This window comes from Streptomyces sirii (assembly GCF_045690365.1).
Taxonomy (GTDB): Bacteria; Actinomycetota; Actinomycetes; order Streptomycetales; family Streptomycetaceae; genus Streptomyces; species Streptomyces sirii.
Window position 1 is genome coordinate 4,448,638 of record NZ_CP147982.1, and the last position, 25,810, is coordinate 4,474,447.

Here is a 25,810-nt window from a genome sequence, read left to right on the forward strand (position 1 = left end):
CAAGGCAACGATCCGGCGGCACGATCAGGCACCCGAGCCGGCCCGCCGGACCCGCCGGCGGACCGTCCGCGCAGCTCAGGCCGCCCCTTCTCGCACCGGCAGCACCGACAGCCGGTCACCGTCGACATCCACCCGCACGGTGTCCCCGTCCAGCACGTCACCCGCCAGGATGGCGCGGGCGAGCTGGTCGCCGATGGCCGTCTGGACCAGGCGGCGCAGGGGGCGCGCCCCGTAGGACATGTCGGGGGCCGGCGCGCCGTCGACCGGCTGCCGGCCGAGCCAGGCGAGCCAGGTCAGGGCGCGGTCGGTGACGTCCAGCGTCAGACGGCGCTCGCCCAGGCGGCGCTGCAGGTGGTCGAGCTGGAGCCGGGCGATCCGCTGCAGCTGGTCCGTGCCGAGCGGGTGGAAGACCACCACGTCGTCGAGCCGGTTGAGGAACTCGGGCCGGAACGAGGACCGGACCGTCTCCAGCACCTTCTCCCGCTTCTCGTCCTCCTTCAGCAGCGGGTCCATCAGGAAGGCGGAGCCGAGGTTGGAGGTCAGGATCAGGATGGTGTTGCGGAAGTCGACCGTGCGGCCCTGGCCGTCCGTGAGCCGTCCGTCGTCGAGCACCTGGAGCAGGACGTCGAAGACCTCGTGGTGGGCCTTCTCCACCTCGTCCAGGAGGACGACGGAGTACGGGCGGCGGCGTACGGCCTCGGTGAGCTGGCCGCCCTCCTCGTAGCCGACGTATCCGGGCGGCGCGCCCACCAGGCGGGCGACGGAGTGCTTCTCGCCGTACTCCGACATGTCGATCCGGACCATCGCCCGCTCGTCGTCGAAGAGGAAGTCCGCGAGCGCCTTGGCCAGCTCGGTCTTGCCGACGCCGGTCGGGCCGAGGAAGAGGAACGAGCCGGTGGGGCGGTCCGGGTCGGCGATGCCGGCGCGGGTACGCCGCACCGCGTCGGAGACCGCCCGTACGGCCTCGGACTGACCGATCAGCCGCCGGCCGAGCTCGTCCTCCATGCGCAGCAGCTTCTGGGTCTCGCCCTCCAGCAGGCGGCCCGCCGGGATGCCGGTCCAGGCGCCGACCACATCGGCGATGTCGTCCGGCCCGACCTCCTCCTTGACCATGGACTCCTTGGAGGCCTCCTGCTCGGCCTCGGCGGCGGCCGCGGCCTGAAGCTCCTGCTCGACGGCCGGGATCTCGCCGTAGAGCAGCTTGGAGGCGGCGTCGAAGTCACCGTCGCGCTGGGCGCGCTCGGCCTGGCCGCGCAGGTCGTCGAGCTTCTCCTTCAGCTCACCGACCCTGTTGAGGCCCTGCTTCTCCTTCTCCCAGCGGGCGGTCAGGCCGCGCAGCTCCTCCTCCTTGTCGGCGAGGTCCTTGCGCAGCTTCTCCAGCCGCTGGACGGAGCCGGCGTCGGTCTCGTTCTTGAGGGCCAGCTCCTCCATCTTCAGGCGGTCGACGGCGCGCTGGAGCTCGTCGATCTCCACGGGCGAGGAGTCGATCTCCATACGGAGCCGGGAGGCGGCCTCGTCGACGAGGTCGATGGCCTTGTCGGGCAGGAAGCGGGAGGTGATGTAGCGGTCGGAGAGAGTGGCGGCGGCGACCAGCGCGGAGTCGGCGATCTGCACCTTGTGGTGCGCCTCGTAGCGGCCCTTGAGACCGCGCAGGATGGCCACCGTGTCCTCCACGGTCGGCTCGGCGACCAGCACCTGCTGGAAGCGCCGCTCCAGCGCCGGGTCCTTCTCGATCCGCTCGCGGTACTCGTCGAGCGTCGTCGCACCGACCATCCGCAGCTCGCCGCGGGCCAGCATCGGCTTGAGCATGTTGCCGGCGTCCATGGACGAGTCGCCGCCGGCGCCCGCGCCGACGACCGTGTGCAGCTCGTCGATGAAGGTGATGATCTGGCCGTCGCTGGACTTGATCTCCGCCAGGACGGTCTTCAGCCGCTCCTCGAACTCACCGCGGTACTTCGCGCCCGCGACCATCGCCCCCAGGTCGAGCGCGACCAGCCGCTTGTTGCGCAGCGACTCGGGCACATCGCCCTTGACGATCCGCTGGGCCAGGCCCTCGACGACGGCGGTCTTGCCGACACCCGGCTCGCCGATCAGCACCGGGTTGTTCTTCGTCCGGCGGGAGAGCACCTGCACCACCCGGCGGATCTCGTGGTCCCGGCCGATGACCGGGTCGAGCTTGCCCTCGCGGGCGGCCGCCGTGAAGTCCGTACCGAACTTCTCCAGCGCCTTGTACGTGCCCTCCGGGTCGGCGTTGGTCACGCGCTGGCCGCCGCGGCTCGCCTCGAAGGCGGCCAGCAGCTTCTTGGCGGAGGCGCCCTGCTGCTCCAGCAGCTCGCCGGTGCGGCCGCCCTTGGCGGCGATCCCGATCAGCAGGTGCTCGGTCGAGACGTAGGCGTCGCCCAGCTCCTTGGCCCGCTGCGTCGCGTCCGCGATCGCGGCGAGCAGATCGCGGTCCGGCTGCGGCGGGGCGACCGTCGAGCCCTGCACGCTGGGCAGCGCGGCGAGCTGGCGCTCGGCGCCGTTGCGCAGCACGGCGGCGTCCGCCTCGACGGCCGCCAGGAGGTCCATGATGTTCTCGTTGTCCTGCCCGGCCAGCAGCGCCAGCAGGAGATGCGCGGACGTCATGTCCGCATGCCCGGCGGTGATCGCCCGGTCATTGGCGGCGCTCAGCGCCTCCCGGCTCTTGTTGGTCAGCTCGGCGTCCACGGCCCGGTGTCCTCCCTGTGTGCGTGCTGTTCGGATGCTTCTACTTGCAGGTACCAACGTGCAATAAGTTGAGTCTATTCCACTCAAGGCTGCCCGTATGAGGGAACGGCGCCGAACACGCCTTCGCTGCCGGTGATGGCCGGTGACACTGGCCTTCGACCATAAGGAGGGGCAGCATGACGGCTATGGCACATGAGCCGATGGTGACCGACGAGAACCTCCTGGATTACTTCCTTGCCCTGGAGCCTCCCGAGGGCCTCCGGGCTGAGTTGATCGAGGGGGAGATCGTATTGTCGCCATCGCCGGACAACAGGCATGAGCGGTTCATCAGCAGGATCACCCAGCAGATCCTGGCGAAGTCCGAAACCGCCATGGACTTCTCCGGCAACAAGGGCGTGGAGATGCCGCGCGGGGGGCTATGCCCCAAGAACTACGTGATCCCCGATGCCGTGTTCGTGCCCTACGAAGCGGACATCTTCGATCTGCCGGGGAACTGGATCCCCAATTCCGCAGTCGCCTTGGTCATCGAGGTGACCTCCAGCCGCCCCCGAGGGGATCGCGTGACGAAGCGGCATTGCTACGCCCGTGCCGGGATCCCGCTCTACTTGCTCGTCGACCGCGAGAAGTCGACGATGACGCTGTTCAGCGAGCCGGCAGGCGAGGATTACACCGGAATCCACCGGTCCCCCTTCGGCAAGCCGGTTCCCATCCAGGCCCCCTTCTCCTTCGACCTGGACACCACCGACTTCCTCTGAGTGGGCCGGGCCTACCCTTGCCCCCATGCCTCACGACCTCTCCGCCCTCACCCCCGAGTACCTCGCCTTCTGGGGCGAGTACCTGATGCCGACGCTCACCACGCTGCGTGCGGACGGGACGCCGCACGTCGTCCCCGTGGGCGTCACCTACGACGCCGGGCAGCAGATCGCGCGGATCATCACCCGCAAGGACAGCACCAAGGTCAAGAACGTTCTCGCCGCCGGGGCGGACGGCGCGACGGTCGCCGTGTGCCAGGTCGACAAGGGGCGCTGGGCGACCCTGGAGGGCATCGCGCGGGTGCGTACGGACGCGGAGACGGTGGCCGACGCGGTCGGCAGGTACGCCGAACGGTACGGGCGGACGCCGACGCCGAACCCCGATCGAGTCATGATCGAGATCGCGGTGACCAGGGCGATGGGGCGGGCCTGAGAGCCCGTACCCGCACGGCGCACACCCCGGTCCGGACCTGGCCGAAAACACACCCTCCACAGCAGGCAACAACCGCCCGACTGGTACCCAGGTACGACAGGAAACCGAACAGCTCCGCGCAATGAACGGGCGGGATCGGACCTGTCCCGTGCATGAGACGGCAGCTGGAGGCCGTATGGCGTCGGCATTGAGCATCGTCACGACCGTTCCGCGCCCACCGCGCCCCGCCCCACCACGCCCGCACGCCGAGCTCTGCCCGCGCTGCGGTGGCCAACTCGCCGTCAACCAGGACGGCTGGAAGATCTGCCACGCCTGCGGTTACGCCTCGCCGCCCGGCACAGCCCCTCCACCACGAGCCGCCCTCGGGGGTATCGTCGCCCCCACAGTCGCCACGCCCCGGAGGGCACGATGAACTCGGTCCGAGTCACGGCGATCGCCTGCCTGATGCCGCTGTCCGAGCTGGACGAGGATCCGTTCCTGGTCGACGACCGCAGCCAGCACGACATGTGCAAGCAGTGGGCGGCGGCCCGTGACTACCACCTGACCTGCCAGCTCAGCCTGCACCAGCTGCGCGCCGACCACCGCGCGCTGTGGCGGGACGTCGAAGAGGGCCTGGTCGACGTGTTCGTCACGCCCAACCGCCGGGCCCTGGAGTACGCCATCGACGGCGCCGACGAGTTCTCCGCACGGTGCGCGGCAGCCGGCGTACGGCTGGAGACCGCCGACTTCGACGAGCCGGTCTACACGTTGGCGATGAAGTCGCAGGTGCACCGGCGGCTGTCGATGCCGACGGCCGGGTACAACGGCTGCTGACCGGCTCGGCGCGCCGGCGGGCACACTCACGCGGATGACAAAAAGGGCCGGGATCACCCGGCCCTTTTCGCCACGTAGGTGCGGGGCGCGCCCCGGCCGTCCGCTACTCGGACCGCTTGGGCCGCCACACCACCAGCGCACTGGTCTGCTGGACGTCCTGATAGGGCACCAGATCGCGCCGGTAGGAGGCGTGCACCGCCGCCTCCCGCTGCCGCATCGCGCTGGCCGCGCCCTCCAGGGCGCCCTGCAGTTCGGCGACCCGCTGCTGCAGGGCCGCGACCTGGTTCTCCAGCTCGATGATGCGCTTGATACCGGCGAGGTTGATGCCCTCGTCCTGGGACAACTGCTGCACCGTACGGAGCAGTTCGATGTCCCGGGCCGAATAGCGGCGGCCCCGCCCGGCCGTGCGGTCGGGCGAGACCAGCCCCAGCCGGTCGTACTGGCGCAGGGTCTGCGGATGCAGGCCGGAGAGCTGAGCCGCGACGGAGATGACGTACACCGGCGACTCATCGGTCAGTTCATACGGGTTACGACGCTGCCCGCCCCGGCTGTCCATCTCAGTCTCCCTTCGCGGCCTGGAACAGCTCCGCCCGCGGGTCGTGGCCCGCGGTCGCCTCGCGATAGGACTCCAGCGCTTCCTTCGCCTTGTCGCCGAGGTCCTCGGGGACCAGCACCTCTATGGTGACCAGCAGATCACCCCGGGTGCCGTCCTTACGGGCCGCGCCCTTGCCACGGGCTCGCATCGTGCGTCCGTTGGGAGTGCCGGCCGGCAGCTTCAGCGTGACCGGCGGGCCGCCCAGCGTCGGCACCTTCACCTCGCCGCCGAGCGCGGCCTCCGGGAAGGTGACCGGCACCGTGACGGTGAGGTTGTCGCCCTTGCGGCCGAAGACCGGATGGCCGCCGACGTGCACGACGACGTACAGATCGCCGGCCGGGCCGCCCTGCTCGCCCGGGGCGCCCTTGCCGCGCAGCCGGATGCGCTGCCCGTCGGACACGCCCGCGGGGATGCGGACCTGCATCGTGCGGGCGCTCGTCGCGCGTCCGCTGCCCTTGCAGACCTCGCAGGCGTCCTGGGCGATCAGGCCCCGGCCCTTGCAGTCGGCGCACGGGTCGGTCAGCGAGAAGCCGCCGCCCGCGCCCCGGCTGACCTGGCCGGTGCCGACACAGGTCGGGCAGACCCTGGGCGTACCGTTTCTGTCGCCGGTGCCCGAACACGCCTTGCAGGGCGCCTGGCTGGACATCCGCAGCGGAACCGTGGCCCCGTCGACCGCCTCGGTGAAGCTGAGCGTCACCTCGGACTCGATGTCCTGGCCGCGCCGCGGCTGGGTACGCGTACCCGCGCCGCCGCGGTTGAACAGGCCGCCGAAGACGTCCCCGAGCCCGCCACCGAAGCCCCCGGCGCTGCCGGCTCCGCCCGAGCCCCCGAAGAGGTCGCCCAGGTCGAAGTTGAAGCTGCCGCCGCCCCCGCCGGGACCGGGGCGGAAGCCGCCGTTGCCGAACAGCGCCCGGGCGTCGTCGTACTCCTTGCGGCGCTTGGCGTCGCCCAGGACGTCGTTGGCCTCGGAGATCTCCTTGAAGCGCTCCTCGGCCTTGGCGTCGCCCTTGTTGGCGTCCGGGTGGTTCTCCCGGGCCAGCTTGCGGTACGCCTTCTTGATCTCCGCTTCGGTGGCGTCCTTGGGGACGCCGAGGACCTTGTAGTAGTCCTTCTCGACGAAGTCCTTGGTGCTCATCCCCGACGTCCCTCCTTTCCTGCGGTTTTCTCGTCGGTCCTCACGTCAGCCCTCGTCCGGGCCACCGCTCTCCTCGTCCGAGGCCTTGGCCTCGTCCTCGGATCCGGACTTGGCGCTCTGCGCGCCCGGCTGCGGCTCGGCGACGGCGACCCGCGCGGGGCGGATCGTTCGCTCACCGATGCGATACCCGGGCTGCAGGATCGCAACGCACGTCGTCTCGGTGACATCCGGCGCGTACGAGTGCATCAGCGCCTCGTGGATCGTCGGGTCGAAGGGCTCGCCCTCCTTGCCGAACTGCTGCAGACCGAGCTTGGCGACCACGGTCTCCAGCGATTCGGCCACCGACTTGAAGCCGCCGACCAGTTCACCGTGCTCGCGGGCACGGCCGACGTCGTCGAGCACGGGAAGGAGCTCGGACAGGAGGTTCGCCGCGGCGATCTCCTTGACCGTGACCCGGTCCCGCTCCACCCGACGGCGGTAGTTCTGGTACTCCGCCTGGAGCCGCTGGAGGTCCGCGGTGCGCTCGTTGAGCGCCGTACGCACCTGGTCCAGCTGCGCCTGGAGCGCTACGTCCTGTACGTCCCCGGCCGGGGCCGAGCCCGCCTTGTCGGCGGACTCGGCCTCCTGCGCCGCGTCTTCGGAAGCGGCGTCAGAGGGGACGTCAGGCTTCTCGTCGAAACCCGGGGTCTCCTCCGTCACGCGGCACCGTCCTTCTTGGGCTTCTCGTCGTCGACGATCTCGGCGTCCACGACGTCGTCCTCGGCCTTGGCCTGCTCGGCCCCCGGAGCGGCGCCCTCGGCACCGGCCGCGCCCTGGGCGGCCTGGGCGTCGGCGTACATGGCCTGACCGAGCTTCTGGGAGACGGCCGCGACCTTCTCGGTGGCGGTGCGGATCTCCGCGGTGTCCTCGCCCTTGAGCTTCTCCTTCAGCTCGGCGACGGCGGTCTCGACCTCGGTCTTGACCTCACCGGGGACCTTGTCCTCGTTGTCCTTGAGGAACTTCTCGGTCTGGTAGACCAGCTGCTCGCCCTGGTTGCGGGTCTCGGCGGCCTCGCGGCGACGGTGGTCCTCGTCCGCGTACTGCTCGGCCTCCTGGCGCATCCGGTCGACCTCGTCCTTCGGCAGCGAGGAGCCGCCGGTGACGGTCATCTTCTGCTCCTTGCCCGTGCCCAGGTCCTTCGCGGTCACGTGCATGATGCCGTTGGCGTCGATGTCGAAGGAGACCTCGATCTGCGGGACGCCGCGCGGGGCCGGCGGCAGACCGGTCAGCTCGAACATCCCGAGCTTCTTGTTGTACGCCGCGATCTCGCGCTCGCCCTGGTAGACCTGGATCTGCACGGAGGGCTGGTTGTCCTCGGCGGTGGTGAAGATCTCCGAGCGCTTGGTCGGGATCGTCGTGTTCCGCTCGATGAGCTTGGTCATGATGCCGCCCTTGGTCTCGATACCGAGGGACAGCGGGGTGACGTCCAGCAGCAGGACGTCCTTGACCTCGCCCTTGAGGACACCGGCCTGGAGGGTGGCGCCGATGGCGACGACCTCGTCGGGGTTGACGCCCTTGTTGGCGTCCTTGCCGCCGGTCAGCTCCTTGACGAGCTCGGCGACGGCCGGCATACGGGTCGAGCCACCGACCAGGACCACGTGATCGATCTCGGACAGCTGGATGCCGGCGTCCTTGATGACGTTGTGGAACGGGGTCTTGCAGCGGTCGAGCAGGTCCGCGGTCAGCTGCTGGAACTGCGAGCGGGTGAGCTTCTCGTCCAGGTGCAGCGGGCCCTCGGCGGAGGCGGTGATGTAGGGAAGGTTGATCGTCGTCTCGGTCGAGGACGACAGCTCGATCTTCGCCTTCTCGGCGGCCTCGCGCAGACGCTGCAGCGCCATCTTGTCCTTGGCCAGGTCGACGCCGTGGCCGTTGGCGAACTGCTTGACCAGGTAGTCGACGACGCGCTGGTCCCAGTCGTCACCACCGAGGTGGTTGTCACCGTTGGTGGCCTTCACCTCGACGACGCCGTCGCCGATCTCCAGCAGCGAGACGTCGAAGGTGCCGCCACCGAGGTCGAAGACGAGAATGGTCTGGTCGTCCTTCTCCAGGCCGTATGCCAGGGCGGCCGCGGTGGGCTCGTTGACGATGCGCAGGACGTTGAGGCCCGCGATCTCACCGGCCTCCTTGGTGGCCTGGCGCTCGGAGTCGTTGAAGTAGGCCGGAACGGTGATGACCGCGTCGACAACCTTCTCGCCCAGGTACGCCTCGGCATCCCGCTTGAGCTTCTGCAGGATGAAGGCGCTCATCTGCTGCGGGTTGAAGTCCTTGCCATCGATGTTGATCTTCCAGTCGGTGCCCATGTGGCGCTTGACCGACCGGATGGTCCTGTCGACGTTGGTGACCGCCTGGCGCTTCGCGACCTCGCCGACCAGCACCTCGCCGTTCTTGGCGAAGGCGACGACGGACGGCGTGGTCCTGGCGCCCTCGGCGTTGGTGATGACGGTGGGCTCACCGCCCTCGAGAACACTGACGACGGAGTTCGTCGTACCCAGGTCGATGCCGACCGCACGTGCCATTTCAATTCCTCCAGCTGACTTGAGTGGAACAGGCTCAAGAGTGCAACACCGAGGAAAACCTGTCAACAGACCTGAGTCTGAGCCGCTCAACTTTTATGTCGCCCTTATCGTCACCCGGCCGTCGGCGAAGACGTCGGACCGCCGCACAGGGTTGCCTTCGCGACACAGATCACCGGCCGGGCGGCTTCATGGCGCCCGGGAGAATGGGTAACCTCAGCCGCAGAACTAAAAAGTTACCGCTTAGTAGTTACCGCTCAGCTTTCTCAGTCTTCCGCTCTCGCAGGTTCGAGGAGCCCGTCATGCAACTCGCCGCGATCATCGTGTCGCTGGTCCTAATCGCGGTCGGCGTCGCGCTGTTCGGCCGCGCCATCCTGCAGATCTACCGCTTCATGCGGCTAGGCCAGCCCGTGCCCGCCGGCACCCGCACCGACGATCCCACGCAGCGCACCGTCACAGTGGTCAAGGAGTTCCTCGGCCACACCCGGATGAACCGCTGGGGCATCGTCGGTGTGGCGCACTGGTTCGTGGCGGTGGGCTTCTTCTCGCTCCTGCTGACGATCGTCAACGCCATCGGGCAGCTCTTCAAGGCCGACTGGCTCCTGCCGATCATCGGCGACTGGACGCCGTACAACGTCTTCGTCGAGTTCCTCGGCACGATGACGGCGCTGGGCATCCTGACCCTGATCGTCATCCGGCAGCTGAACAGGCCGAACAAGCCGGGCCGCAAGTCCCGCTTCGCGGGCTCCAACATCGGCCAGGCGTACTTCGTCGAGGCCGTGATCCTCATCGTCGGCGTCTGCATCTTCATGCTGCACGCGCTCGAAGGCGCCCAGCACCACGTGGACGGCTACGAGGCCTCGTTCTTCGTCTCGTACCCGGTGGTCTCGTGGCTGGAGGGGATGGACGTCTCCACGCTCCAGAACCTCACCTACTTCTTCGCCGGCCTGAAGATCGCGACCTCCTTCATCTGGATGATCACGGTCGCCCTGAAGACCGACATGGGTGTCGCCTGGCACCGCTTCCTGGCCTTCCCCAACATCTGGTTCAAGCGCGAGGCCTCCGGCGACGTGGCGCTGGGCGCGCTGCAGCCGATGACCAGCCAGGGCAAGCCGATCGACTTCGAGGACCCGGGCGAGGACGACCAGTTCGGCGTCTCGCAGATCGAGCACTTCTCCTGGAAGGGCATCCTCGACTTCTCCACCTGCACCGAGTGCGGCCGCTGCCAGTCGCAGTGCCCCGCCTGGAACACCGGCAAGCCGCTCTCGCCGAAGCTGCTGATCATGTCGCTGCGCGACCACGCGCACGCCAAGGCCCCCTACCTCCTCGCCGGCGGCGGCAAGGACATGGAGGGCACGGAGCAGGCCACCGAGGAGCAGCTCAAGGACGTGCCCGCGTCGGCGCTGGCCGAGGCCGAGCGCCCGCTGATCGGGACGCTGGAGGAGAACGGCGTCATCGACCCGGACGTGCTGTGGTCCTGCACGACCTGCGGCGCCTGCGTCGAGCAGTGCCCGGTCGACATCGAGCACGTCGACCACATCGTCGACATGCGCCGCTACCAGGTCATGATCGAGTCCTCGTTCCCGTCCGAGGCGGGCACGATGCTCAAGAACCTGGAGAAGAAGGGCAACCCCTGGGGCCTGGCCAAGAAGCAGCGCCTCGCCTGGACCAAGGAGGTCGAATTCGAGGTCCCGGTCGTCGGCAAGGACATCGAGGACCTCACCGAGGTCGACTACCTGTACTGGGTCGGCTGCGCGGGCGCCCTGGAGGACCGGGCGAAGAAGACCACCAAGGCGTTCGCCGAACTGCTGCACATCGCGGGCGTGAAGTTCGCGATCATGGGCGGCGACGAGGCGTGCACCGGTGACTCGGCCCGCCGCCTGGGCAACGAGTTCCTCTTCCAGCAGCTCGGTCAGCAGAACGTCGAGATGCTGAACACGGCCTTCGGCGAGGACTCGGAGGACGAGTCGACGAAGAAGCCGAAGGCCAAGAAGAAGATCGTCGCGACCTGCCCGCACTGCTTCAACACCATCGCGAACGAGTACCCCCAGCTGGGCGGCGAGTTCGAGGTGATCCACCACACGCAGCTGCTGCAGCACCTCATCGACGAGGGCAAGCTCATCCCCGTCACCCCGGTCGAGGGGCTCATCACCTACCACGACCCCTGCTACCTGGGCCGCCACAACAAGGTCTACACCCCGCCGCGCGAGATCATCGCCAAGGTGCCGGGCCTGCGGAACGAGGAGATGCACCGCCACAAGGAGCGCGGCTTCTGCTGCGGCGCCGGTGGTGCCCGCATGTGGATGGAGGAGCGGATCGGCAAGCGCATCAACAACGAGCGTGTCGACGAGGCCCTCTCGCTCAACCCCGACATCGTCTCGACGGCCTGCCCCTTCTGCCTCGTGATGCTGACGGACTCCGTCAACGGCAAGAAGAACGACGGCAAGGCGAAGGAGTCGATCCAGGTCGTCGACGTCGCCCAGCTGCTGCTGGACTCCGTCAAGAGCCCCATCGATCCGGCGGGTGACGAGGAGTCGGAGACGGCTCCGGAGCCCGAGCCGGTGAAGTAAGGGCGCCCGTAGGAGCGTTGACCGACGGCCGGTCCCCCAGAGGTACGGGGGGCCGGCCGTCGGCGTATCCGGGAAGCCCGCCGCACCGGCCTCGGCGGCCGCCGGACTCCGTACCCGGCGCCGCACCCCTCCGGGGTCCCCCTAGGGGATGTCACAGCTCCGCAGCAAACCCCGGCCCGATACCCCGGCTCGTCCACGTGTTCCGCGCGGACCAGGTACTTTCGAAGGCGTGGCTGGATTCAGGATGGGTCGCGGACGGGATGCCCGCTCCGCGCAGAACGGACAGCAGGGGCAGCAGGCCCCGTACGGACAGCAGGGACCGTACGGGCAGCAGCCCCCACCACCGCATGGGCAGTGGCAGCAGGCGCCGCAGCAGTACGGCGGCGGCCCGCAGGGGCGGCCGCAGCCGCAGGGGCAGTACGGCGAGCCGGAGTACTTCGGCGACGGCGGCTACGAGCCCCAGCAGCAGTCCTACGCGCCGTACGCCCAGGACAACAACCCGGGTGCCACCCGGCAGTTCAGCATCGGTGAGGCCCCGGACGCCTACGGCGCCCAGCCCGACCAGTACGACGACGGCGCGTACGCGGCCGGCGGCACCTACCGCGCCGGCCAGGCCTCCGCGCCGCCGGCCGGCCCCCGGCTGCACTGGAAGCAGCTGCTGCCCGGCATCGTGCTGCGCCCCGACGCCACGTTCTGGCAGATGCGCGACCACTCGGTCTGGACCCCGGCGCTGATCGTCGCCTTCGTCTACGGCCTGCTCGCGATCTTCGGCTTCGACAAGGCCCGCGAGGATGTGCTCAACGCCACCCTCTCCAACAGCATCCCCTGGGTGCTGATCACGGCCGCCATGTTCATCATCGGCAGTCTGATCCTGGGCGCGGTCACCCACACCATGGCCCGCCAGCTCGGCGGCGACGGCGCCTGGCAGCCGACCGTCGGCCTGTCCATGCTGATCATGACGATCCCGGACGCCCCCCGCCTGCTGTTCGCCATGTTCCTCGGCGGCGACTCCACCCTGGTCCAGGTCCTGGGCTGGCTGACCTGGCTCGCGACCGGCTATCTGCTGACGTCCATGGTCGGCAAGTCGCACGACCTGCCGTGGCCCAAGGCGCTGGGCGCCTCCGCGATCCAGCTGGTGGCGCTGCTGGCCCTGGTCAAGCTCGGCACGCTGTAGGCCCGACCCGGCCACGTCAGGGGCCCGTCCCGGAGCACTCGACTCCGGGACGGGCCCCTTCGACGTACCGCGGACGGGTTCCCCGCGCCGCCGGCCTCAGGCGAACCGCTGCCCCGCCGATCCGTCGCAGGCCCGCAGCCTGAGCGGCTCCTTCGCCCCGCCCAGCGTCAGGCACAGCGACGGCGCCGCGGCCGGCCGGATCGACCCGCCGTCCGCCCGCTGGAACCGCTGGTTCGCCGCGCCCGAGCAGTTCCACAGCACCAGCCCGGCGCCGGCCTCATAGCGCGCGCCCGGCACGTCCAGGCACCGGTCCTGGGTCAGCCCCACATGCACCGAACCCTGCTCGCCGTCGTACCACCAGTCCTGATGCCGCTGCCCGTTGCAGTCCCAGCCGCCGACCGCCGTGCCGTTGCGGCTGGAGCCGCCCGTCGCGTCCACACAGCTGCCCGTACCGGCGTTCTTCAGCGGCCGGTACGCGTCGTCCCAGGCCCCCGCGTACAGCTTCGGCCGCCCGGTGCTTGCCACATCCGCGCAGGACGCCTCGCGCAGCCCCGACGCCGCGTACAGCTGGGTCAGACACGAGGCGAACGCGCCGTGCCCGCGCGCGTTCGGGTGGAAGGACTGCCGCACCGAATTCGCGTTCGGCGGGAAGGGGTTGGAGAGGTTCACATACAGCCCGCGGGCCCAGGTCTCCTCCATGCACACCTCGTGCCCGTGGAACAGCCGCGAGGCGTCGAGGTAGGTCGCCCCGGAGTCCCGCGCGGCCTTGCGCACGCCCCGCTCGAAGGCCGGCACCGCGGCGTTGCGGCCCCAGGCCGCGTCCGAGGTGTAACCGGTGCAGCCGCCCGGCAGCTTCCCCGGGTAGTGGGGGTTGTCCTCCACGTCCGGTCCGATCGGGCTCGGATACGACATCACCACGAGCCGGTAGTCGCCGTCCGCGTACCCGGCGTCGCGCATCACGGTCCGCAGATCGCCGACCGTCCGCTCGACCTTCGGCACCAGCCCGTCCACCCGCGCCTGCCAGCCCGGCTGGTACTTCGGCTCGCAAGTCCCCTGGAGCAGGAACCAGCGCTCCACGCAGTCCGTCATCACCGGCCCGAACTGCAGATCGTCGTTGGCCCCGGCCACCAGCAGCACCATCTTCAGCCGGGTGTTGCGGGCCGCGATCGCGAGGCTGTCGCTCTGCACCAGCTCGTCGGCGTACTGCTTGCTCCCGCCGATCACGATGTTGCCGCTGTACGCGCCCGAGCAGGCGACGTTGTACGTCACATCCGCCGCGATCCCGGTCCGGTGGATCGCCGAGTCCGGCGACCGGTGGCACCAGTTGTCGGGCCCGTCGGTCCCCGGCTCGTACGTCCCGACGCCCTCGCCCGAGATCTCGCTGTCCCCCAGCGAGATCAACGAGGTCTTCCGCTCCCCTACGGGCCGCTCGGCCGGATCGCCGTAGAGCTTGACGGCCTGCTGCGCACGGACCGCCTCCAGGTCGGGCGGCAGCGGTGTGGCACCGGCCGCCCCGGGCTCGGCGGCGCTCGCCCCGCCCGCCACCCCGGTGAACGCCACCGCCAAGGCCGCGGTCACGACCGCGAGCCCAGCCCTCACCCGCCGCCTGCGTCTCGCATGCACCACAGGGCCTCCCCTCCGGTTCCGCGGGTCAGCCGTTCCCTCTGCGCCCGCTGTTACCGCCGGTATTTACTCGCAGGTAAGCAACTCCGGAACACCGGGAACGCGATTGGCCGAAACCTGCCACCCACGCACATGCGAAAGGGAGCCGACCAACGGCCAACTCCCTTACCGCGACGCACAATCAGCACCCCGAGGACTCCCCCCCCTCGCCCCTCCCGAGTCGGGGATCCGCCGCCACAGCGCACGACCGGCCCCGCCGGCCCCACGCACCCCACGCACCCCACGGGCCGCCCCCACCATCCTCACCGCCCCCACCACGATCATCCGCGGCCTCTGCCATAGGGTCTGTCCATGCCAACAACCAGTGACGTGTGGCCCACCCTCGCAGGCCGCACCGCCGGCATCCTCGGCCTACTGGTAGCCCTCGCCATCTGCGGCGTATCCCTCTCCCAGGCCGCCGCCGCAACCGGCCTCTCGGGCACCGGCGGCAAGCTGACCGTCAGCGACTGCCACAGCCGAAGCGGAGGCACACGCCACTGCTACGGCACCTTCCGCCCGACCGCGGCCGACGACGGCGACGATCTGCCCGGCGACCCGCACGCCCGCGTGAACACCCGGGAGGCCGCCCCCGGCGACACGATCGAGGTCCGCAAGGGCAGCGCCGGCTACGTCGTCGCCGGCATGGGCGCGGCCTGGACCCTCATCGCCTTCGCCTTCCTGGGCCTACTGATCGGCTCGGCGGCGCTCCCCGTAGCGGTGAGCGGCGTCCTGCCGCGCAGGGGCACGCCGAGCCAGGACGTCTTCGCAGCCGTACGCGGCACCCGAACCGCCTGGTTCGCCAAGCGACTTGCCCTCGCCTCCGTCGCCGGCATAGCCGTCTCGGCCTACCTGGCCTGGCTGTTCTGACCGTCCGCGTACGCCACGAAATCCCCCTGGGTCGCTGCGGATCCGCCGCGCCCCACAGGCATTCCCCTGCGCGACAACCGGCACGTCCGACCCTTCCTCGGACGCCGTCTCCCCCAGTGATTGACATGACAGGATCAGGTTATTGATCTTCCGTTAGGAGACCCGCGAGTGAGCAACTACCACCCACCGCCACCGTCCGGTTACCCCGCCCCTGGCGGTCCGCCACCCGGCGGACCGGGCGGACCGAACAACTGGGGCGGCCCACCGGTCGCCCCGCCCCCGCAGCGGAAAGGCAAGGGCGCACTGATCGCCGTCGTCTCCGTGGCGGCCGCGCTCGTGCTCGCCCTCGTGGTCGGTGGCGTGGTGTGGTTCCAGAACCGGGACAGCGAGATGGTGCCCTACACCATCGCCCTTCCGAACAAGATCCTCCGCGGCGACTACTACAAGGACAAGGACATCAGCAACGTCTGTCCCCACTCCGACTGCCTGACGTCCGCGACCGAGATCAAGAAGCTGGGGATCAAGAAGGCGTTCCCCTGGGCGGCCTCCTACGCGCCCCCGGTCGGCGACCCCAAGACGCGGCCGACGATGACCGTCATCGGCATCCAGGGACAGGTCACCAACCCGACCACCTCGGTGGACGCGGTCCTGACGCGCATGCACAAGGACGACAAGAAGAAGGCGAAGGCGCTCGGGGTCAAGATCGAGATCATCGAAGGGACCAAGAAGACCGCGTGGAAGGGCGACACGTTCGACGGGACCACCATGATGTGCGAGTCGATCATGATGCAGCCCGAGCACGGCCTCGACAACGACGTGACGGTGACCCGCTGCGTGTGGGGTGACACCAGCGCCGTCGGGATCGTGCAGCAGCAGGGGATGGGCATCAAGTCCGACGTGATGGACACCAACGAACTGACCCACGCCACGTTCACGATTCGGAACGAGATGCGGCAACCGCACCCCGCATGACAGTCACCCGCGGGGTGGCAGGACCGGGGTGGGGATCCAGATCACCCGCCTGGACCGCAGCCCGTCACCTGTGACGCACGCCCCGATTCCGACGAGGAACCGAGGGCGTGCGTGCTGGGGAGGACTACCGGCGCCCCGAGGACGAGCACCTAGCGTGCCCGCTCTTCCGATCGCGGAAAGCTGTCCTTCCAGTCGCTCAACGGATGCGGCTCCACCACCACCTTGTCCGCATGACCCCCATCAGCGATCTCCACCTGCGCAAACCGACCGCCCGAGAACACCCAGTACTGGTTCCGGTTGTCCGGCGTCCGCAGGGTCCGCTTGAGCGTTCCCGGCCGACAACCACTCCCCGGAACGACCCGACCCTGAGGCCGGGGAAGTCGGACGTGGGAGTGAGCCCGAAGCTACGGATCAGAAGATTGCAGGTTCACATCCCACCGAACGCACAGTGATCCAGAGGCTCTGGTGAGAAATCACCGGAGCCTCTGGAGTGCGTTGCCGGCGCCGGAAGATCGCTCCGCACAGGCCCCGCGGACCCGCCCTCACGCGTCGAGAATCTGCCCCTCACGGCGCACGACCGGGGGCTCGACGCTCCACGGGAAGTTGATCCAGTCATCGGTGCGCTTCCACACGTACTCGCACTTCACCAGCGAGTGCGACTTCTCGTATATCACCGCGCTGCGGACCTCGGCCACGGTCCCCACGCAGAAGTCGTGGACCAGCTTCAGCGTCTTGCCGGTGTCGGCGACGTCGTCGGCGATCAGCACCTTCTTGTCCGAGAAGTCGATCGCGTTCGGCACCGGCGCCAGCATGACCGGCATCTCCAGGGTGGTCCCCACCCCGGTGTAGAACTCCACGTTCACCAAGTGGATGTTCTTGCAGTCCAGCGCGTACGCCAGGCCGCCGGCGACGAAGACCCCGCCCCGGGCGATCGACAGCACGACATCGGGCTCGTACCCGTCGTCGGCGACCATCTGCGCCAGCTCACGGATCGCGCCGCCGAAGCGCTCGTACGTCAGGTTCTCCCGCACGTCACTCACGTATCTCTCTCAGACCTTCTGTGTCCCCGTGCCCACGCGCTCCGGCGCCCGCTGTGCGCCTGCGCCTGCCTCACACCTGCGTACGGTGGAAATTCCGGAACGAGCGGGACGCCGTCGGACCGCGCTGTCCCTGGTATCGCGAGCCGTAGCGCTCGCTGCCGTACGGGTGCTCGGCCGGCGAGGTCAGCCGGAACATGCACAGCTGGCCGATCTTCATGCCCGGCCACAGCTTGATCGGCAGTGTGGCGACATTGCTCAGCTCAAGCGTCACATGCCCGCTGAAGCCCGGGTCGATGAACCCGGCGGTCGAGTGCGTCAGCAGCCCCAGCCGCCCCAGCGAGCTCTTCCCCTCCAGCCGGGAAGCAAGGTCGTCCGGCAGCGAGATGACCTCGTACGTCGAGGCCAGCACGAACTCGCCCGGATGCAGGATGAACGCCTCGTCCCCCTCCGGAACGACCTCACGGGTCAGATCGGCCTGCTCGACGGCGGGGTCGATGTGCGGATAGCGGTGATTCTCGAACACCCGGAAGTACCGGTCGAGGCGCACGTCGATACTGGACGGCTGCACCATCGACTCGTCATAGGGGTCGATGCGCACCCGACCAGCGTCGATCTCGGCCCGGATGTCCTTGTCTGAGAGAAGCACGCACACGAGGATACGCGCCCGCACCACCCCCACCGCACGACGAGGGCCCGGCCCCCACCAGGGAACCGGGCCCACCCATCCATCTCCGGATCCTTCCGGACCCTTGTCGATCTCCCTCGACCTCTGCCGACTCTTCTCGCCGCTCTGCCGGCGCCTCTTGCGACTCCGCCGGCCCTCCGCCGCTACCTCGTCACCACCGCGGCCCCCCTACTGCCGCTCCCTACCGCTACGTCTTCTCGTTCTCTACCGCTTGGTGTGCTCCACGGGCACCGAATGCCGCAGCCGAGCACAGCGCGGGCAGCGCAACAGCCGTCCGGGACCAAGCCGGTCGGTGGTCTGCATGGGGAACGAAGCGGTGCTGAACACGTGGCCCTCGGCACAACGTACGACGGTGCGCTCCATCAAGTCCCTCTCCCAACTGCGTGGACAACAAAAGCCACATTAGGGGATGAACTGGGTGCTACTACACGCGGCACTCCGACGCCCAACCGTACGCCTCAACTCCCGCTCCCCGCACCCGCATCCCACCCACGGGCCGCACTCCGCCCCCACCTTCACCAGGCCCCTCGCAGCCCCCACCGGACATGCCAACAGCCCCCACCCGGGCATGCCAAATGCACCGCCCGGTGGCGATGAGGTAGAGTGTGCGACGATGTTCCGCACTCGATCCGAGGCGGGATTACGCGGGTGTAGTTTAATGGTAGAACATGAGCTTCCCAAGCTCAGAGCGCGGGTTCGATTCCCGTCACCCGCTCCATAGTTGAGGCCCAGGTCAGCGACCTGGGCCTTGTTGTTGTCTGGACCAGTTCAGGCGTCGCGCACCAGATCCGCACCAGAAGGCTTCTGGCGGGCCTCGCTGCGAGCAGCACGCACGAGGTCGTCCAGCCCGCTCGCGACTTCCTGCTGCCGCTCAAGAGCCTGGTCGTCGCCTCAAGGCCCACACCCTTACGGCGCAACTCGGCCTGTTCCTCCAGCCGCATAGGACCGTACGCGCCGAGGAAGACCATCGGACGCCAGCGAGGCCCGAGGGCATTGGCCAACTCGTCGACCTGGCCGACCGTGGCAATCTGCCGTTCGACGGACGACTCCCGATGCACAGCTCGTCGACAGGCCCCGCTACCGGGGGAGTTGGGCATGGATGGTTTTGCCGGTTCCGGGGGCGGGGGTGATGGCCAGGTGGCTGGCGAGGTGGCGGACCATGTGCCAGCCGAAGCCACCGCCGCCACCGTTGAGATCAGGTGCGCGTTCGCGGGGGGCCGCTGAGCTGAGGTCGCTGACCGCGGCGGTCAGCGTGTCCGGGCCGGCAAAGAGTTGGAGGGTGTACCGGCCACCGCCGTGGCGCAATGCGTTGGTGGCGAGTTCGGAGACCACCAGGAGGAAGGTGTCCGCGCGCTCGGGATCCGGTGCTGGAGTGAGGCTGTCAGTGAATGCGCGGGTCGCCTCGCGGGCCCGGTGGATGCTGTCCAGGCTTTCGCCCCGCACCACGGTCGGCACGGGATGAGGGGCGCTGGTGATCTTCATACCGTTCATGCGCGTACACCCCGCCTGTGATCTGTTGCGCCCTTTTTGCCGTGGCAGGCAGTGTGCCCGCCCCTTCGGTTCCCACACCCCGGACAACGCGCTTCCTGGTGCCGTTTCCATCAGGCGCGGATGACAGAAGCTCGGCCATCACCTTGACAGAAAATCTGTCATGGCGGCGGTAGACATGCGGCCTCTCGGGGTTTAGGCTTTTCGTCGTAGCCAAGAGATCGAAAGGCGCGGCAGAGGTCGAACTGCCGCGCGTGCAGTGCCAGAAGAGGCACGGCAGTGGAGTCGCGGGGCCGAAAGGTATGCAGGTGGGCCCCGCGACTGACTGCCGGGCCGGGCGGCCCCCGGGGCCGCGAGCGGAATCGCAGGATCCGCAGTAGCAAGCAGGCCGGCAGAAGGATGAGAAGGAGGCAGACGCCATCAGGATCGCCCGGGCGAGGAAGTGAGTCCGCTCGGGTACCGCAGGCCCCGGAATGGAAGGTGGTCCCCGGTCACACATCCGCGATCCCCGCACTTCCCGCCCTCTCCCGGGCGACGGTGCGGAAACAGAAAGCCGGCACCACAGTAAGCCGGCAGATGGTGTTCAATCCCTCGGGGCCCTGGTGCGTGTTCGGCACCAGGGCCCCACGATGCATTCCCCCATCAGAGGTGCAAATGACCGCAGAAATCTCTCACGACCGTCTCAACGACGAGGACTACCCCGCCTACACCATGGGTCGAGCCGCCGAAATGCTCGACACCACCCCCGCCTTCCTGCGGGCCCTCGGTGAGGCCAAGCTGATCACGCCGTTGCGTTCCGAGGGCGGCCACCGCCGCTACTCCCGCTACCAGCTGCGTATCGCCGCACGCGCCCGCGAACTCGTCGACCAGGGAACCCCCGTCGAAGCCGCCTGCCGCATCATCATCCTCGAAGACCAGCTCGACGAAGCTCAGCGCATCAACGAAGAACTGCGCGCTTCACCCTCCGGGCCCCGCCGCGAGACCGACGCCTGAACTCCGCTTCCGCGCCCGCGCACGGCCGCCCGCGCCCCGGGGACGTTCAGTCACCGTCGGACAGGCCGGAGTCACAGCCGACCCACAGCAACCACGCAGACGAGCTCCGTCGATATCGTCGCCGGAGCTCTTCGCCGTCAGCCTGACGCCAACCGGGTTGAGCGCCACGGTCGAGGTATGCCCTGATCTCGCGGCAGCGTCCGAGGCTCCGCGCCTCTGATTCACCGGGAGCCGGGCGGGCCATCGGGACGTGCGACGGACGAGGCCCACGCGCCAGGACACGGCTGTGGTCAGCAGGCGGCGAGGGAGATGGCGATGTAGTGCGCAGTGAAGCCTGCCACCGTCAGGGCGTGGAAGACCTCGTGGAAGCCGAACCAGCGAGGTGAGGGGTCGGGGCGCTGGAGGGCGTAGACCACCGCGCCCACGCTGTAGAGGAGACCGCCGGTCACGATCAGGGTGAGTACGGCCGCTCCGCCGGTGTGCAGGAAGTCGGGCAGGTAGCGCACCGGTGCCCAGCCCAGGGCCAGGTAGCAGGGGGTGTACAGCCATCGGGGAGCTGCGACCCACAGGACGCGGAAGGCGATGCCGACCAGCGCCCCCGTCCACACGATCCACAGCAGGACGGACCGCTGGTCCGTAGGGAGGAGGAGCACGGCCAGGGGGGTGCAGGTGCCGGCGATGATGAGGAAGATATTGGCGTGGTCGAGACGACGCAGAACGGCCTCGCCGAGCGGCCCCCAGGTGCCGCGGTGGTAGATGGCGCTCGTCCCGAACAGCAGCAACGCGGTGAGGGAGTACACGGTGCAGGCCAGGGCGGCCTGCGGGGTCCGGGCCAGGCTGATGAGGACGACGCCTGCGATCAGCGCGGCGGGGACCGTTGCGGCGTGGAGCCAGCCACGAAGCTTCGGCTTGATCGGCTCCACCAGGCCGGCCGCCCGCTCCACCAGAGCGGCAGCCGGGTGAGAGCCCTCCCCGGCACTGTCACGGTGCGCTCCGCGGGGTTGGCCGGCTGGAGCACGTTCTCCCCTCACCGGGGCGAGGGGCACACTTCCGGATTCGGCGGCGTCGCGGGACACAGCTTCCGTCCTCCTTCGGACTGTCGGGCCTCGCTGACAACCAGGCAGCCACGGCAGGAGTCACCCCGCAACACCGTGTGGGGAGGTCAGCCTCGGACCTTCGGGCCTGCATTGCCACAGCGGTCCGGTCAGGCTCGGGCCGGGTGCCCCAGCAAGGCCGACGCCGTCTCCAGTGGTGTGAGACCGGTCGGTGGCACGAGCGCGGCAGCCGGGCGGCACACGAAGCCGAGGCGGCTCAGAGCTCGGGTCACTTCGCCGGCGGAGAAGTCACGACGGTCCTGCCGGGTGATGATCTCCCCGACCTGTTTGACGGGGTAAAGGCGGCGGCCGATGAGCACGGACTCACCCGTGACGGGTTCGGGTTTGATGCCCTTCATCGCATCCTGCACCTCGGTCTTGAGCAGGTTGAAGGGGAAGCTGGCGATGACGACGCGCATAGTGCCTCTACAAGGTCGAAGAGAAGCCGGAAACGGATCACCGGCCCGGGCGGAGAGGTATCAACGGGGGAGGACGACTACGCCCAGGGCGTGCCCGTCCTCACCGATCACGGGTGAGGCCCGCAGCGCGCGTTGGCGCATGGCGCGTTCGGCGTCGTGTACAGACATCACGGGCGAAGTGAAGGGCCCCCGGTCGTAGACGATGTCCCGCAACCGGGTCTCCTCGGTGTACCAGGCCCCTTGGTGGTGGGCTGCCATCTGGGAACGGGTGATCAGGCCCGTACATCGCCCGTCCTCGTCACGGACGAGGAGGTGGTCGGCACGGGCCCCGATGAGGACGGACAGCGCCAGGTCGACGATCATGTCGTCGCCGACCTGTGGTCCCGGCGACGTCATGACGTCGCCGGCTGACTTGCCGGAGCGGTCCGCCTGGGGGGAGCTCTGAAGCATCAACGAAAGCCTCCGTGACGATGGTGATCCGACGAGCTGAGCGTGATCGTCCGGGACCGGCCTAGGCGGCCGGGGCCGAGGAGGTCTGCCGCGCCGTCGGGGTCGCGGTTCGGGATGATCCGGCGGCACGGCGGGCCTGGGCGGGGCGGCTGCGGCGGCCGCGCGTGGAGGAGCCGCTGCGCTTGGCGCGTTCGACGACTGGTGCGGCGATGGTGACCGGGGTGCCGGAGGGGGCCTTGGCCCCGGTGATCCGGCTCAGCTCCGCCTCGCCCGAGCGCACCTTGGTGATCGTCGGCTCGATGCCGGCTCCGGCTATCAGTCGGCTCGTCTCGCGGCGCTGGCCCGGCAGCACCAGCGTGACGACGCGGCCGGACTCGCCGGCCCGGGCGGTGCGGCCCGCGCGGTGCAGATAGTCCTTGGGGTCGGTGGGCGGGTCGACGTTGACCACGAGTTCGAGGTCGTCGACGTGCAGACCGCGGGCCGCGACGTTGGTGGCCACCAGGGCGGTGATCTGGCCGTTCTTGAACTGTGCGAGGGTGCGGGTGCGCTGCGGTTGGGACTTGCCGCTGTGCAGGGCCGCGGCGTGTACTCCGCTGGCTCGCAGATGCCGGGTGAGCTGGTCGACCGCGTGCTTGGTGTCCAGGAACAGCAGTACGCGGCCGTCGCGGGCGGCGATCTCCGTGGTGACGGCGTACCGGTCGGGGCCGTGGACGACCAGCACGTGGTGGTCCATCGTCGTGACCGCGGCCGCGGACGGGTCGACGGAGTGGACGACCGGGTCGTGGAGGTAGCGGCGGACCAGCTGGTCGACGTCGCGGTCCAGGGTGGCCGAGAACAGCATCCGCTGGCCGTCGTGGTGCACCTGGTCGAGCACCTCGGTGACTTGCGGCAGGAAGCCCATGTCGCACATCTGATCGGCCTCGTCGAGGACGGTGATCCGTACGCGTCCCAGGTGGCAGGCCCTGCGCTCGATGAGGTCGTGCAGGCGGCCGGGCGTGGCGACGACGACCTCGGCCCCGTCGCGCAGCGCAGCGACCTGCCGGCCGATCGACATGCCGCCGACGACCGTGGCCATCCTCAGCCGGAGCGCTTCGGCGTACGGCGCGAGTGCCTCGGTTACCTGCTGGGCCAGCTCCCGGGTAGGCGCCAGGATGAGGGCGAGGGGCTGCTTCGGCTCCGCGCGCCGCCCGGCCGTCCGTGCGAGCAGCGGCAGGCCGAAGGCGAGTGTCTTGCCCGATCCGGTGCGCCCGCGTCCCAGGACGTCGCGTCCCGCGAGGGCGTTGGGCAGCGTGGCTGCCTGGATGGGGAACGGGGCGGACACGCCTTCCGCGCCGAGGGCCGCCAGCAGTGCCGGCGGCATGTCCAGCGCGGCGAAAGTCTCGGCCGGGGGCAGGGCGGGAGTGTGGGTGACGGGCAGGGCGAACTCTCCCTGCAGAGTCGCGGGACGCCGTCCAGGGCCTCCGGAACGGCTCGTGCCCGAGCGGTTCGGCCCACCGGAGCGGTAGCCGCCGCGGCCTGAGCCGGACGAGCCGGCAGAGCGGGAGTAGCGGTCATTCGTGCGAGCTGTGCGGTTCATGGAGAACCTTCCTCGATGCGATACGTCGAGGAATTCAAGGTGACAATAAGCCGCACACAAGAATCGCCAGAACGAACCGATGAAATGAGATGAAACGAAGCGGGGCGGAATATGTCGCCCCTGCACGCCGAAGCGGGACCGGCAACGCCGCAAAGAAGAGCGAAGCAGTTGCCGGATCACGGATCCGGGCGGATTGCCCGTCGCGGGATAGCGGTCGGGAAATCGAACTCGTTGCCCCCACGCCGCTTGTGCGGCCGTTGCGGGGCACACGGGAAACACCGAAAAGCAACGAGCTGGGGCCCGCACCCAAGGTGCGGGCCCCAGCTACGGTGTACGCGTCAGCGTCAGGCGGGAACGATGTTCTCGGCCTGCGGGCCCTTCTGGCCCTGCGTGACGTCGAAGTTCACCTTCTGGCCCTCCTGCAGCTCGCGGAAGCCCTGGGCAGCAATGTTCGAGTAGTGGGCGAAGACGTCGGCGCCGCCACCATCCTGCTCGATGAAGCCGAAGCCCTTTTCCGCGTTGAACCACTTCACGGTGCCAGTAGCCATGTCATATCTCCTTCGGGGCAGTGCCCGGAGCCCACACCATGCGGCCTCCGTGTCGCTGCGTTGATTGCCCGTCCGGAAATAAACACCGGAAATACGAAAGCGCTCCGCCCTGTACGACAGCGAGCACGCTTGAAGTCTTGGGAACCACAACTGCAACTGAGATCGACGGTAGCACGGTACTGGCGGCCATGCGCGGCACATGACCCCGACGGTTTCGAGAGGGCAAAAAACCCTTACCGCACCGGTGGCCATTTCTGCAGTTGCGGCATGAGATATTCAGTATCGGCGCTCGCCCCTATTCGACCGGAAATGCGTCGACCCCCTCGGCCACCGCCCAGGCTCCGCAGGTACGGGCCGAGCACCAGCCGTGCCTGGCCGAACCACACCACACCGCACAACCGTCGGGGGCGGATCGCGGCGCGGCACGGCCTGTACCGGTCCGCCGAATCAGCAGTCCAGCGGGCGCGAGGTCAGAGCACTCATGGTCACACCCGGGAGGACGAAACCCCGACGAACGAGAGCGACTTTCTGTGGTCTGCGTCATTCCTTGCCGTGGACTCGGTTCCGATGCAGTCGCGAACGCCATCTGGCCAGTACGAATCGGCCGATCCGTAGGGGGCCTGTCGGAGCCGCACCTTCGAGGCAGCCTGTATCCCCCGTCGTCTAAGGAGCGTCGAAGCATCGACGGCTTCCTCACCGCTCGCCGCGTTCGCGGCCCGTCCGAGGCTCTTCCGCCAGAACCGGGTGTGCGCGACGGGTGCCGGTGTCGATGAGGATCTGCTCGGCCTGGGTGACGTTGCCGGCCTCGACGGCCCTGGCCATCGCGGCGCGGGCCGCTTCAGGTGTCGCGTGCGGCGGAACCACCAGCAGGGAGAAGTAGTCCTGGTCGCCTCGGGTGATGAGGACGGTGTCGTCACCGATCGGGAAGGATTCGATGTGCACGACCCGGTCGTCGATGACCAGACGCGTCGGCAGTTCTTCCCAGGCACCGGCGTCCAGGCCGACGCGCAGGACGGGGCCAAGGTGCTCGGTCAGCGCCGTGATCAGACCGGGGAGCTCGGCGCCGATGTCGCGTGAACGCGGCCACCACGCGCCGTCGAGAACCTGCTCGCGGGCGTGCGTGGTCACCAGCCTCAAGAGGGCCGTCCCGGGCCTGACCGCCTGGTGGACCGCGTCCGGCAGAAGCTGCGGGACGCGGGGAGCTTCGGAGTCAGCCATGTGTGTTCACCCGTCTTCCCGGGCGGTGCGTCCGCCCGGCGAGGTGACCTCGTCACTTCACCGTACTC

General features: G+C 69.0%; 23 protein-coding genes and 1 tRNA gene. 9 read left to right on the forward strand and 15 right to left on the reverse strand.

Translation table 11 applies throughout. From position 1 onward, the window contains the following. Positions 1 to 75 precede the first annotated feature (75 nt). Positions 76 to 2,706, reverse strand: a complete 2,631-nt coding sequence (gene clpB, locus WAB15_RS19895; protein ID WP_407287055.1) for an ATP-dependent chaperone ClpB — start codon at positions 2,704 to 2,706, stop codon at positions 76 to 78. 176 nt (positions 2,707 to 2,882) lie between these two features. Here clpB and WAB15_RS19900 point away from each other — a divergent pair, with 176 nt between their 5' ends. The 3 genes from WAB15_RS19900 (at position 2,883) to WAB15_RS19910 (ending at position 4,704) form a co-directional block, all read left to right on the forward strand. Further along, positions 2,883 to 3,461 (forward strand): Uma2 family endonuclease, encoded by a 579-nt coding sequence (locus tag WAB15_RS19900; protein ID WP_407287056.1) that lies wholly within the window; start codon positions 2,883 to 2,885, stop codon positions 3,459 to 3,461. A 25-nt stretch (positions 3,462 to 3,486) separates the two neighbouring features. Then, positions 3,487 to 3,891: a pyridoxamine 5'-phosphate oxidase family protein gene (locus WAB15_RS19905; protein ID WP_407287057.1), complete on the forward strand. Its 405-nt coding sequence runs from the start codon at positions 3,487 to 3,489 to the stop codon at positions 3,889 to 3,891. A gap of 408 nt (positions 3,892 to 4,299) precedes the next feature. After that, the gene (locus WAB15_RS19910; RefSeq protein WP_399146064.1) at positions 4,300 to 4,704 is read left to right on the forward strand and encodes a hypothetical protein; all 405 of its coding nucleotides are present in this window, start codon (positions 4,300 to 4,302) and stop codon (positions 4,702 to 4,704) included. Between the two features lie 103 nt (positions 4,705 to 4,807). Here the strand turns inward: WAB15_RS19910 and WAB15_RS19915 are convergent, their stop codons facing one another. The 4 genes from WAB15_RS19915 to dnaK are packed head-to-tail and all read right to left on the reverse strand — an operon-like array spanning position 4,808 to position 8,989. Further along, positions 4,808 to 5,260, reverse strand: a complete 453-nt coding sequence (locus tag WAB15_RS19915; protein ID WP_384424016.1) for a heat shock protein transcriptional repressor HspR — start codon at positions 5,258 to 5,260, stop codon at positions 4,808 to 4,810. A gap of 1 nt (position 5,261) precedes the next feature. Beyond that, on the reverse strand, positions 5,262 to 6,434 hold the full coding sequence (dnaJ, locus tag WAB15_RS19920; RefSeq protein WP_399146063.1) for a molecular chaperone DnaJ: 1,173 nt from the start codon (positions 6,432 to 6,434) through the stop codon (positions 5,262 to 5,264). 45 nt (positions 6,435 to 6,479) lie between these two features. After that, entirely contained in the window at positions 6,480 to 7,133 is a 654-nt protein-coding gene (grpE, locus tag WAB15_RS19925) for a nucleotide exchange factor GrpE (RefSeq protein ID WP_399146062.1), read from the reverse strand. Beyond that, positions 7,130 to 8,989, reverse strand: coding sequence for a molecular chaperone DnaK (gene dnaK, locus WAB15_RS19930; protein ID WP_399146061.1), 1,860 nt, complete (start codon positions 8,987 to 8,989; stop codon positions 7,130 to 7,132). The genes grpE and dnaK overlap by 4 nt, the downstream gene beginning before the upstream one ends. 299 nt (positions 8,990 to 9,288) lie before the next feature. Between dnaK and WAB15_RS19935 the strand changes: the two genes are divergently transcribed. After that, positions 9,289 to 11,556 carry a (Fe-S)-binding protein gene (locus tag WAB15_RS19935; protein WP_407287058.1) on the forward strand — a complete coding sequence of 756 codons (2,268 nt, stop codon included), beginning with the start codon at positions 9,289 to 9,291 and terminating at the stop codon, positions 11,554 to 11,556. Between the two features lie 244 nt (positions 11,557 to 11,800). Continuing rightward, the gene (locus WAB15_RS19940) at positions 11,801 to 12,730 is read left to right on the forward strand and encodes a YIP1 family protein (protein ID WP_407289256.1); all 930 of its coding nucleotides are present in this window, start codon (positions 11,801 to 11,803) and stop codon (positions 12,728 to 12,730) included. A gap of 96 nt (positions 12,731 to 12,826) precedes the next feature. Here the strand turns inward: WAB15_RS19940 and WAB15_RS19945 are convergent, their stop codons facing one another. Beyond that, a complete protein-coding gene (locus WAB15_RS19945; RefSeq protein ID WP_407287059.1) occupies positions 12,827 to 14,308 on the reverse strand; it encodes a ricin-type beta-trefoil lectin domain protein in 1,482 nt (493 codons plus the stop codon). Between the two features lie 396 nt (positions 14,309 to 14,704). Between WAB15_RS19945 and WAB15_RS19950 the strand changes: the two genes are divergently transcribed. Together WAB15_RS19950 and WAB15_RS19955 are read left to right on the forward strand one after the other, a co-directional pair. After that, positions 14,705 to 15,259 (forward strand): hypothetical protein, encoded by a 555-nt coding sequence (locus WAB15_RS19950; protein ID WP_407287060.1) that lies wholly within the window; start codon positions 14,705 to 14,707, stop codon positions 15,257 to 15,259. Positions 15,260 to 15,427: 168 nt separating this feature from the next. After that, on the forward strand, positions 15,428 to 16,231 hold the full coding sequence (locus tag WAB15_RS19955; protein WP_407287061.1) for a hypothetical protein: 804 nt from the start codon (positions 15,428 to 15,430) through the stop codon (positions 16,229 to 16,231). Positions 16,232 to 16,773: 542 nt separating this feature from the next. Here WAB15_RS19955 and WAB15_RS19960 read toward each other — a convergent pair. Both WAB15_RS19960 and dcd read right to left on the reverse strand, forming a co-directional pair. Continuing rightward, a complete protein-coding gene (locus WAB15_RS19960; RefSeq protein ID WP_393485403.1) occupies positions 16,774 to 17,271 on the reverse strand; it encodes a phosphoribosyltransferase in 498 nt (165 codons plus the stop codon). Positions 17,272 to 17,341: 70 nt separating this feature from the next. After that, on the reverse strand, positions 17,342 to 17,917 hold the full coding sequence (gene dcd, locus WAB15_RS19965; protein WP_407287062.1) for a dCTP deaminase: 576 nt from the start codon (positions 17,915 to 17,917) through the stop codon (positions 17,342 to 17,344). A 683-nt stretch (positions 17,918 to 18,600) separates the two neighbouring features. Here dcd and WAB15_RS19970 point away from each other — a divergent pair. After that, positions 18,601 to 18,674, forward strand: a tRNA-Gly gene (locus WAB15_RS19970). A 359-nt stretch (positions 18,675 to 19,033) separates the two neighbouring features. Here WAB15_RS19970 and WAB15_RS19975 read toward each other — a convergent pair. Further along, positions 19,034 to 19,438, reverse strand: a complete 405-nt coding sequence (locus WAB15_RS19975; RefSeq protein WP_407287063.1) for an ATP-binding protein — start codon at positions 19,436 to 19,438, stop codon at positions 19,034 to 19,036. A gap of 660 nt (positions 19,439 to 20,098) precedes the next feature. Between WAB15_RS19975 and WAB15_RS19980 the strand changes: the two genes are divergently transcribed. After that, positions 20,099 to 20,437: a MerR family transcriptional regulator gene (locus WAB15_RS19980; protein WP_399146055.1), complete on the forward strand. Its 339-nt coding sequence runs from the start codon at positions 20,099 to 20,101 to the stop codon at positions 20,435 to 20,437. A gap of 290 nt (positions 20,438 to 20,727) precedes the next feature. On the opposite strand, the gene WAB15_RS19985 is transcribed toward WAB15_RS19980, so the two are convergent. The 6 genes from WAB15_RS19985 to WAB15_RS20010 all read right to left on the reverse strand — a co-directional run bounded on the left by WAB15_RS19985 (position 20,728) and on the right by WAB15_RS20010 (position 25,742). After that, positions 20,728 to 21,381 (reverse strand): hemolysin III family protein, encoded by a 654-nt coding sequence (locus WAB15_RS19985; protein ID WP_407287064.1) that lies wholly within the window; start codon positions 21,379 to 21,381, stop codon positions 20,728 to 20,730. 260 nt (positions 21,382 to 21,641) lie between these two features. Beyond that, positions 21,642 to 21,950, reverse strand: coding sequence for an SCO5918 family protein (locus tag WAB15_RS19990; protein WP_399146053.1), 309 nt, complete (start codon positions 21,948 to 21,950; stop codon positions 21,642 to 21,644). Positions 21,951 to 22,010: 60 nt separating this feature from the next. Continuing rightward, on the reverse strand, positions 22,011 to 22,400 hold the full coding sequence (locus tag WAB15_RS19995; RefSeq protein ID WP_407287065.1) for a CBS domain-containing protein: 390 nt from the start codon (positions 22,398 to 22,400) through the stop codon (positions 22,011 to 22,013). A 61-nt stretch (positions 22,401 to 22,461) separates the two neighbouring features. Further along, positions 22,462 to 23,976, reverse strand: a complete 1,515-nt coding sequence (locus tag WAB15_RS20000) for a DEAD/DEAH box helicase (RefSeq protein WP_407287066.1) — start codon at positions 23,974 to 23,976, stop codon at positions 22,462 to 22,464. 344 nt (positions 23,977 to 24,320) lie between these two features. After that, positions 24,321 to 24,524, reverse strand: a complete 204-nt coding sequence (locus tag WAB15_RS20005; protein ID WP_069775160.1) for a cold-shock protein — start codon at positions 24,522 to 24,524, stop codon at positions 24,321 to 24,323. Between the two features lie 693 nt (positions 24,525 to 25,217). Further along, positions 25,218 to 25,742, reverse strand: a complete 525-nt coding sequence (locus tag WAB15_RS20010) for a DUF5994 family protein (protein WP_399146050.1) — start codon at positions 25,740 to 25,742, stop codon at positions 25,218 to 25,220. Between the last annotated feature and the right edge of the window lie 68 nt (positions 25,743 to 25,810).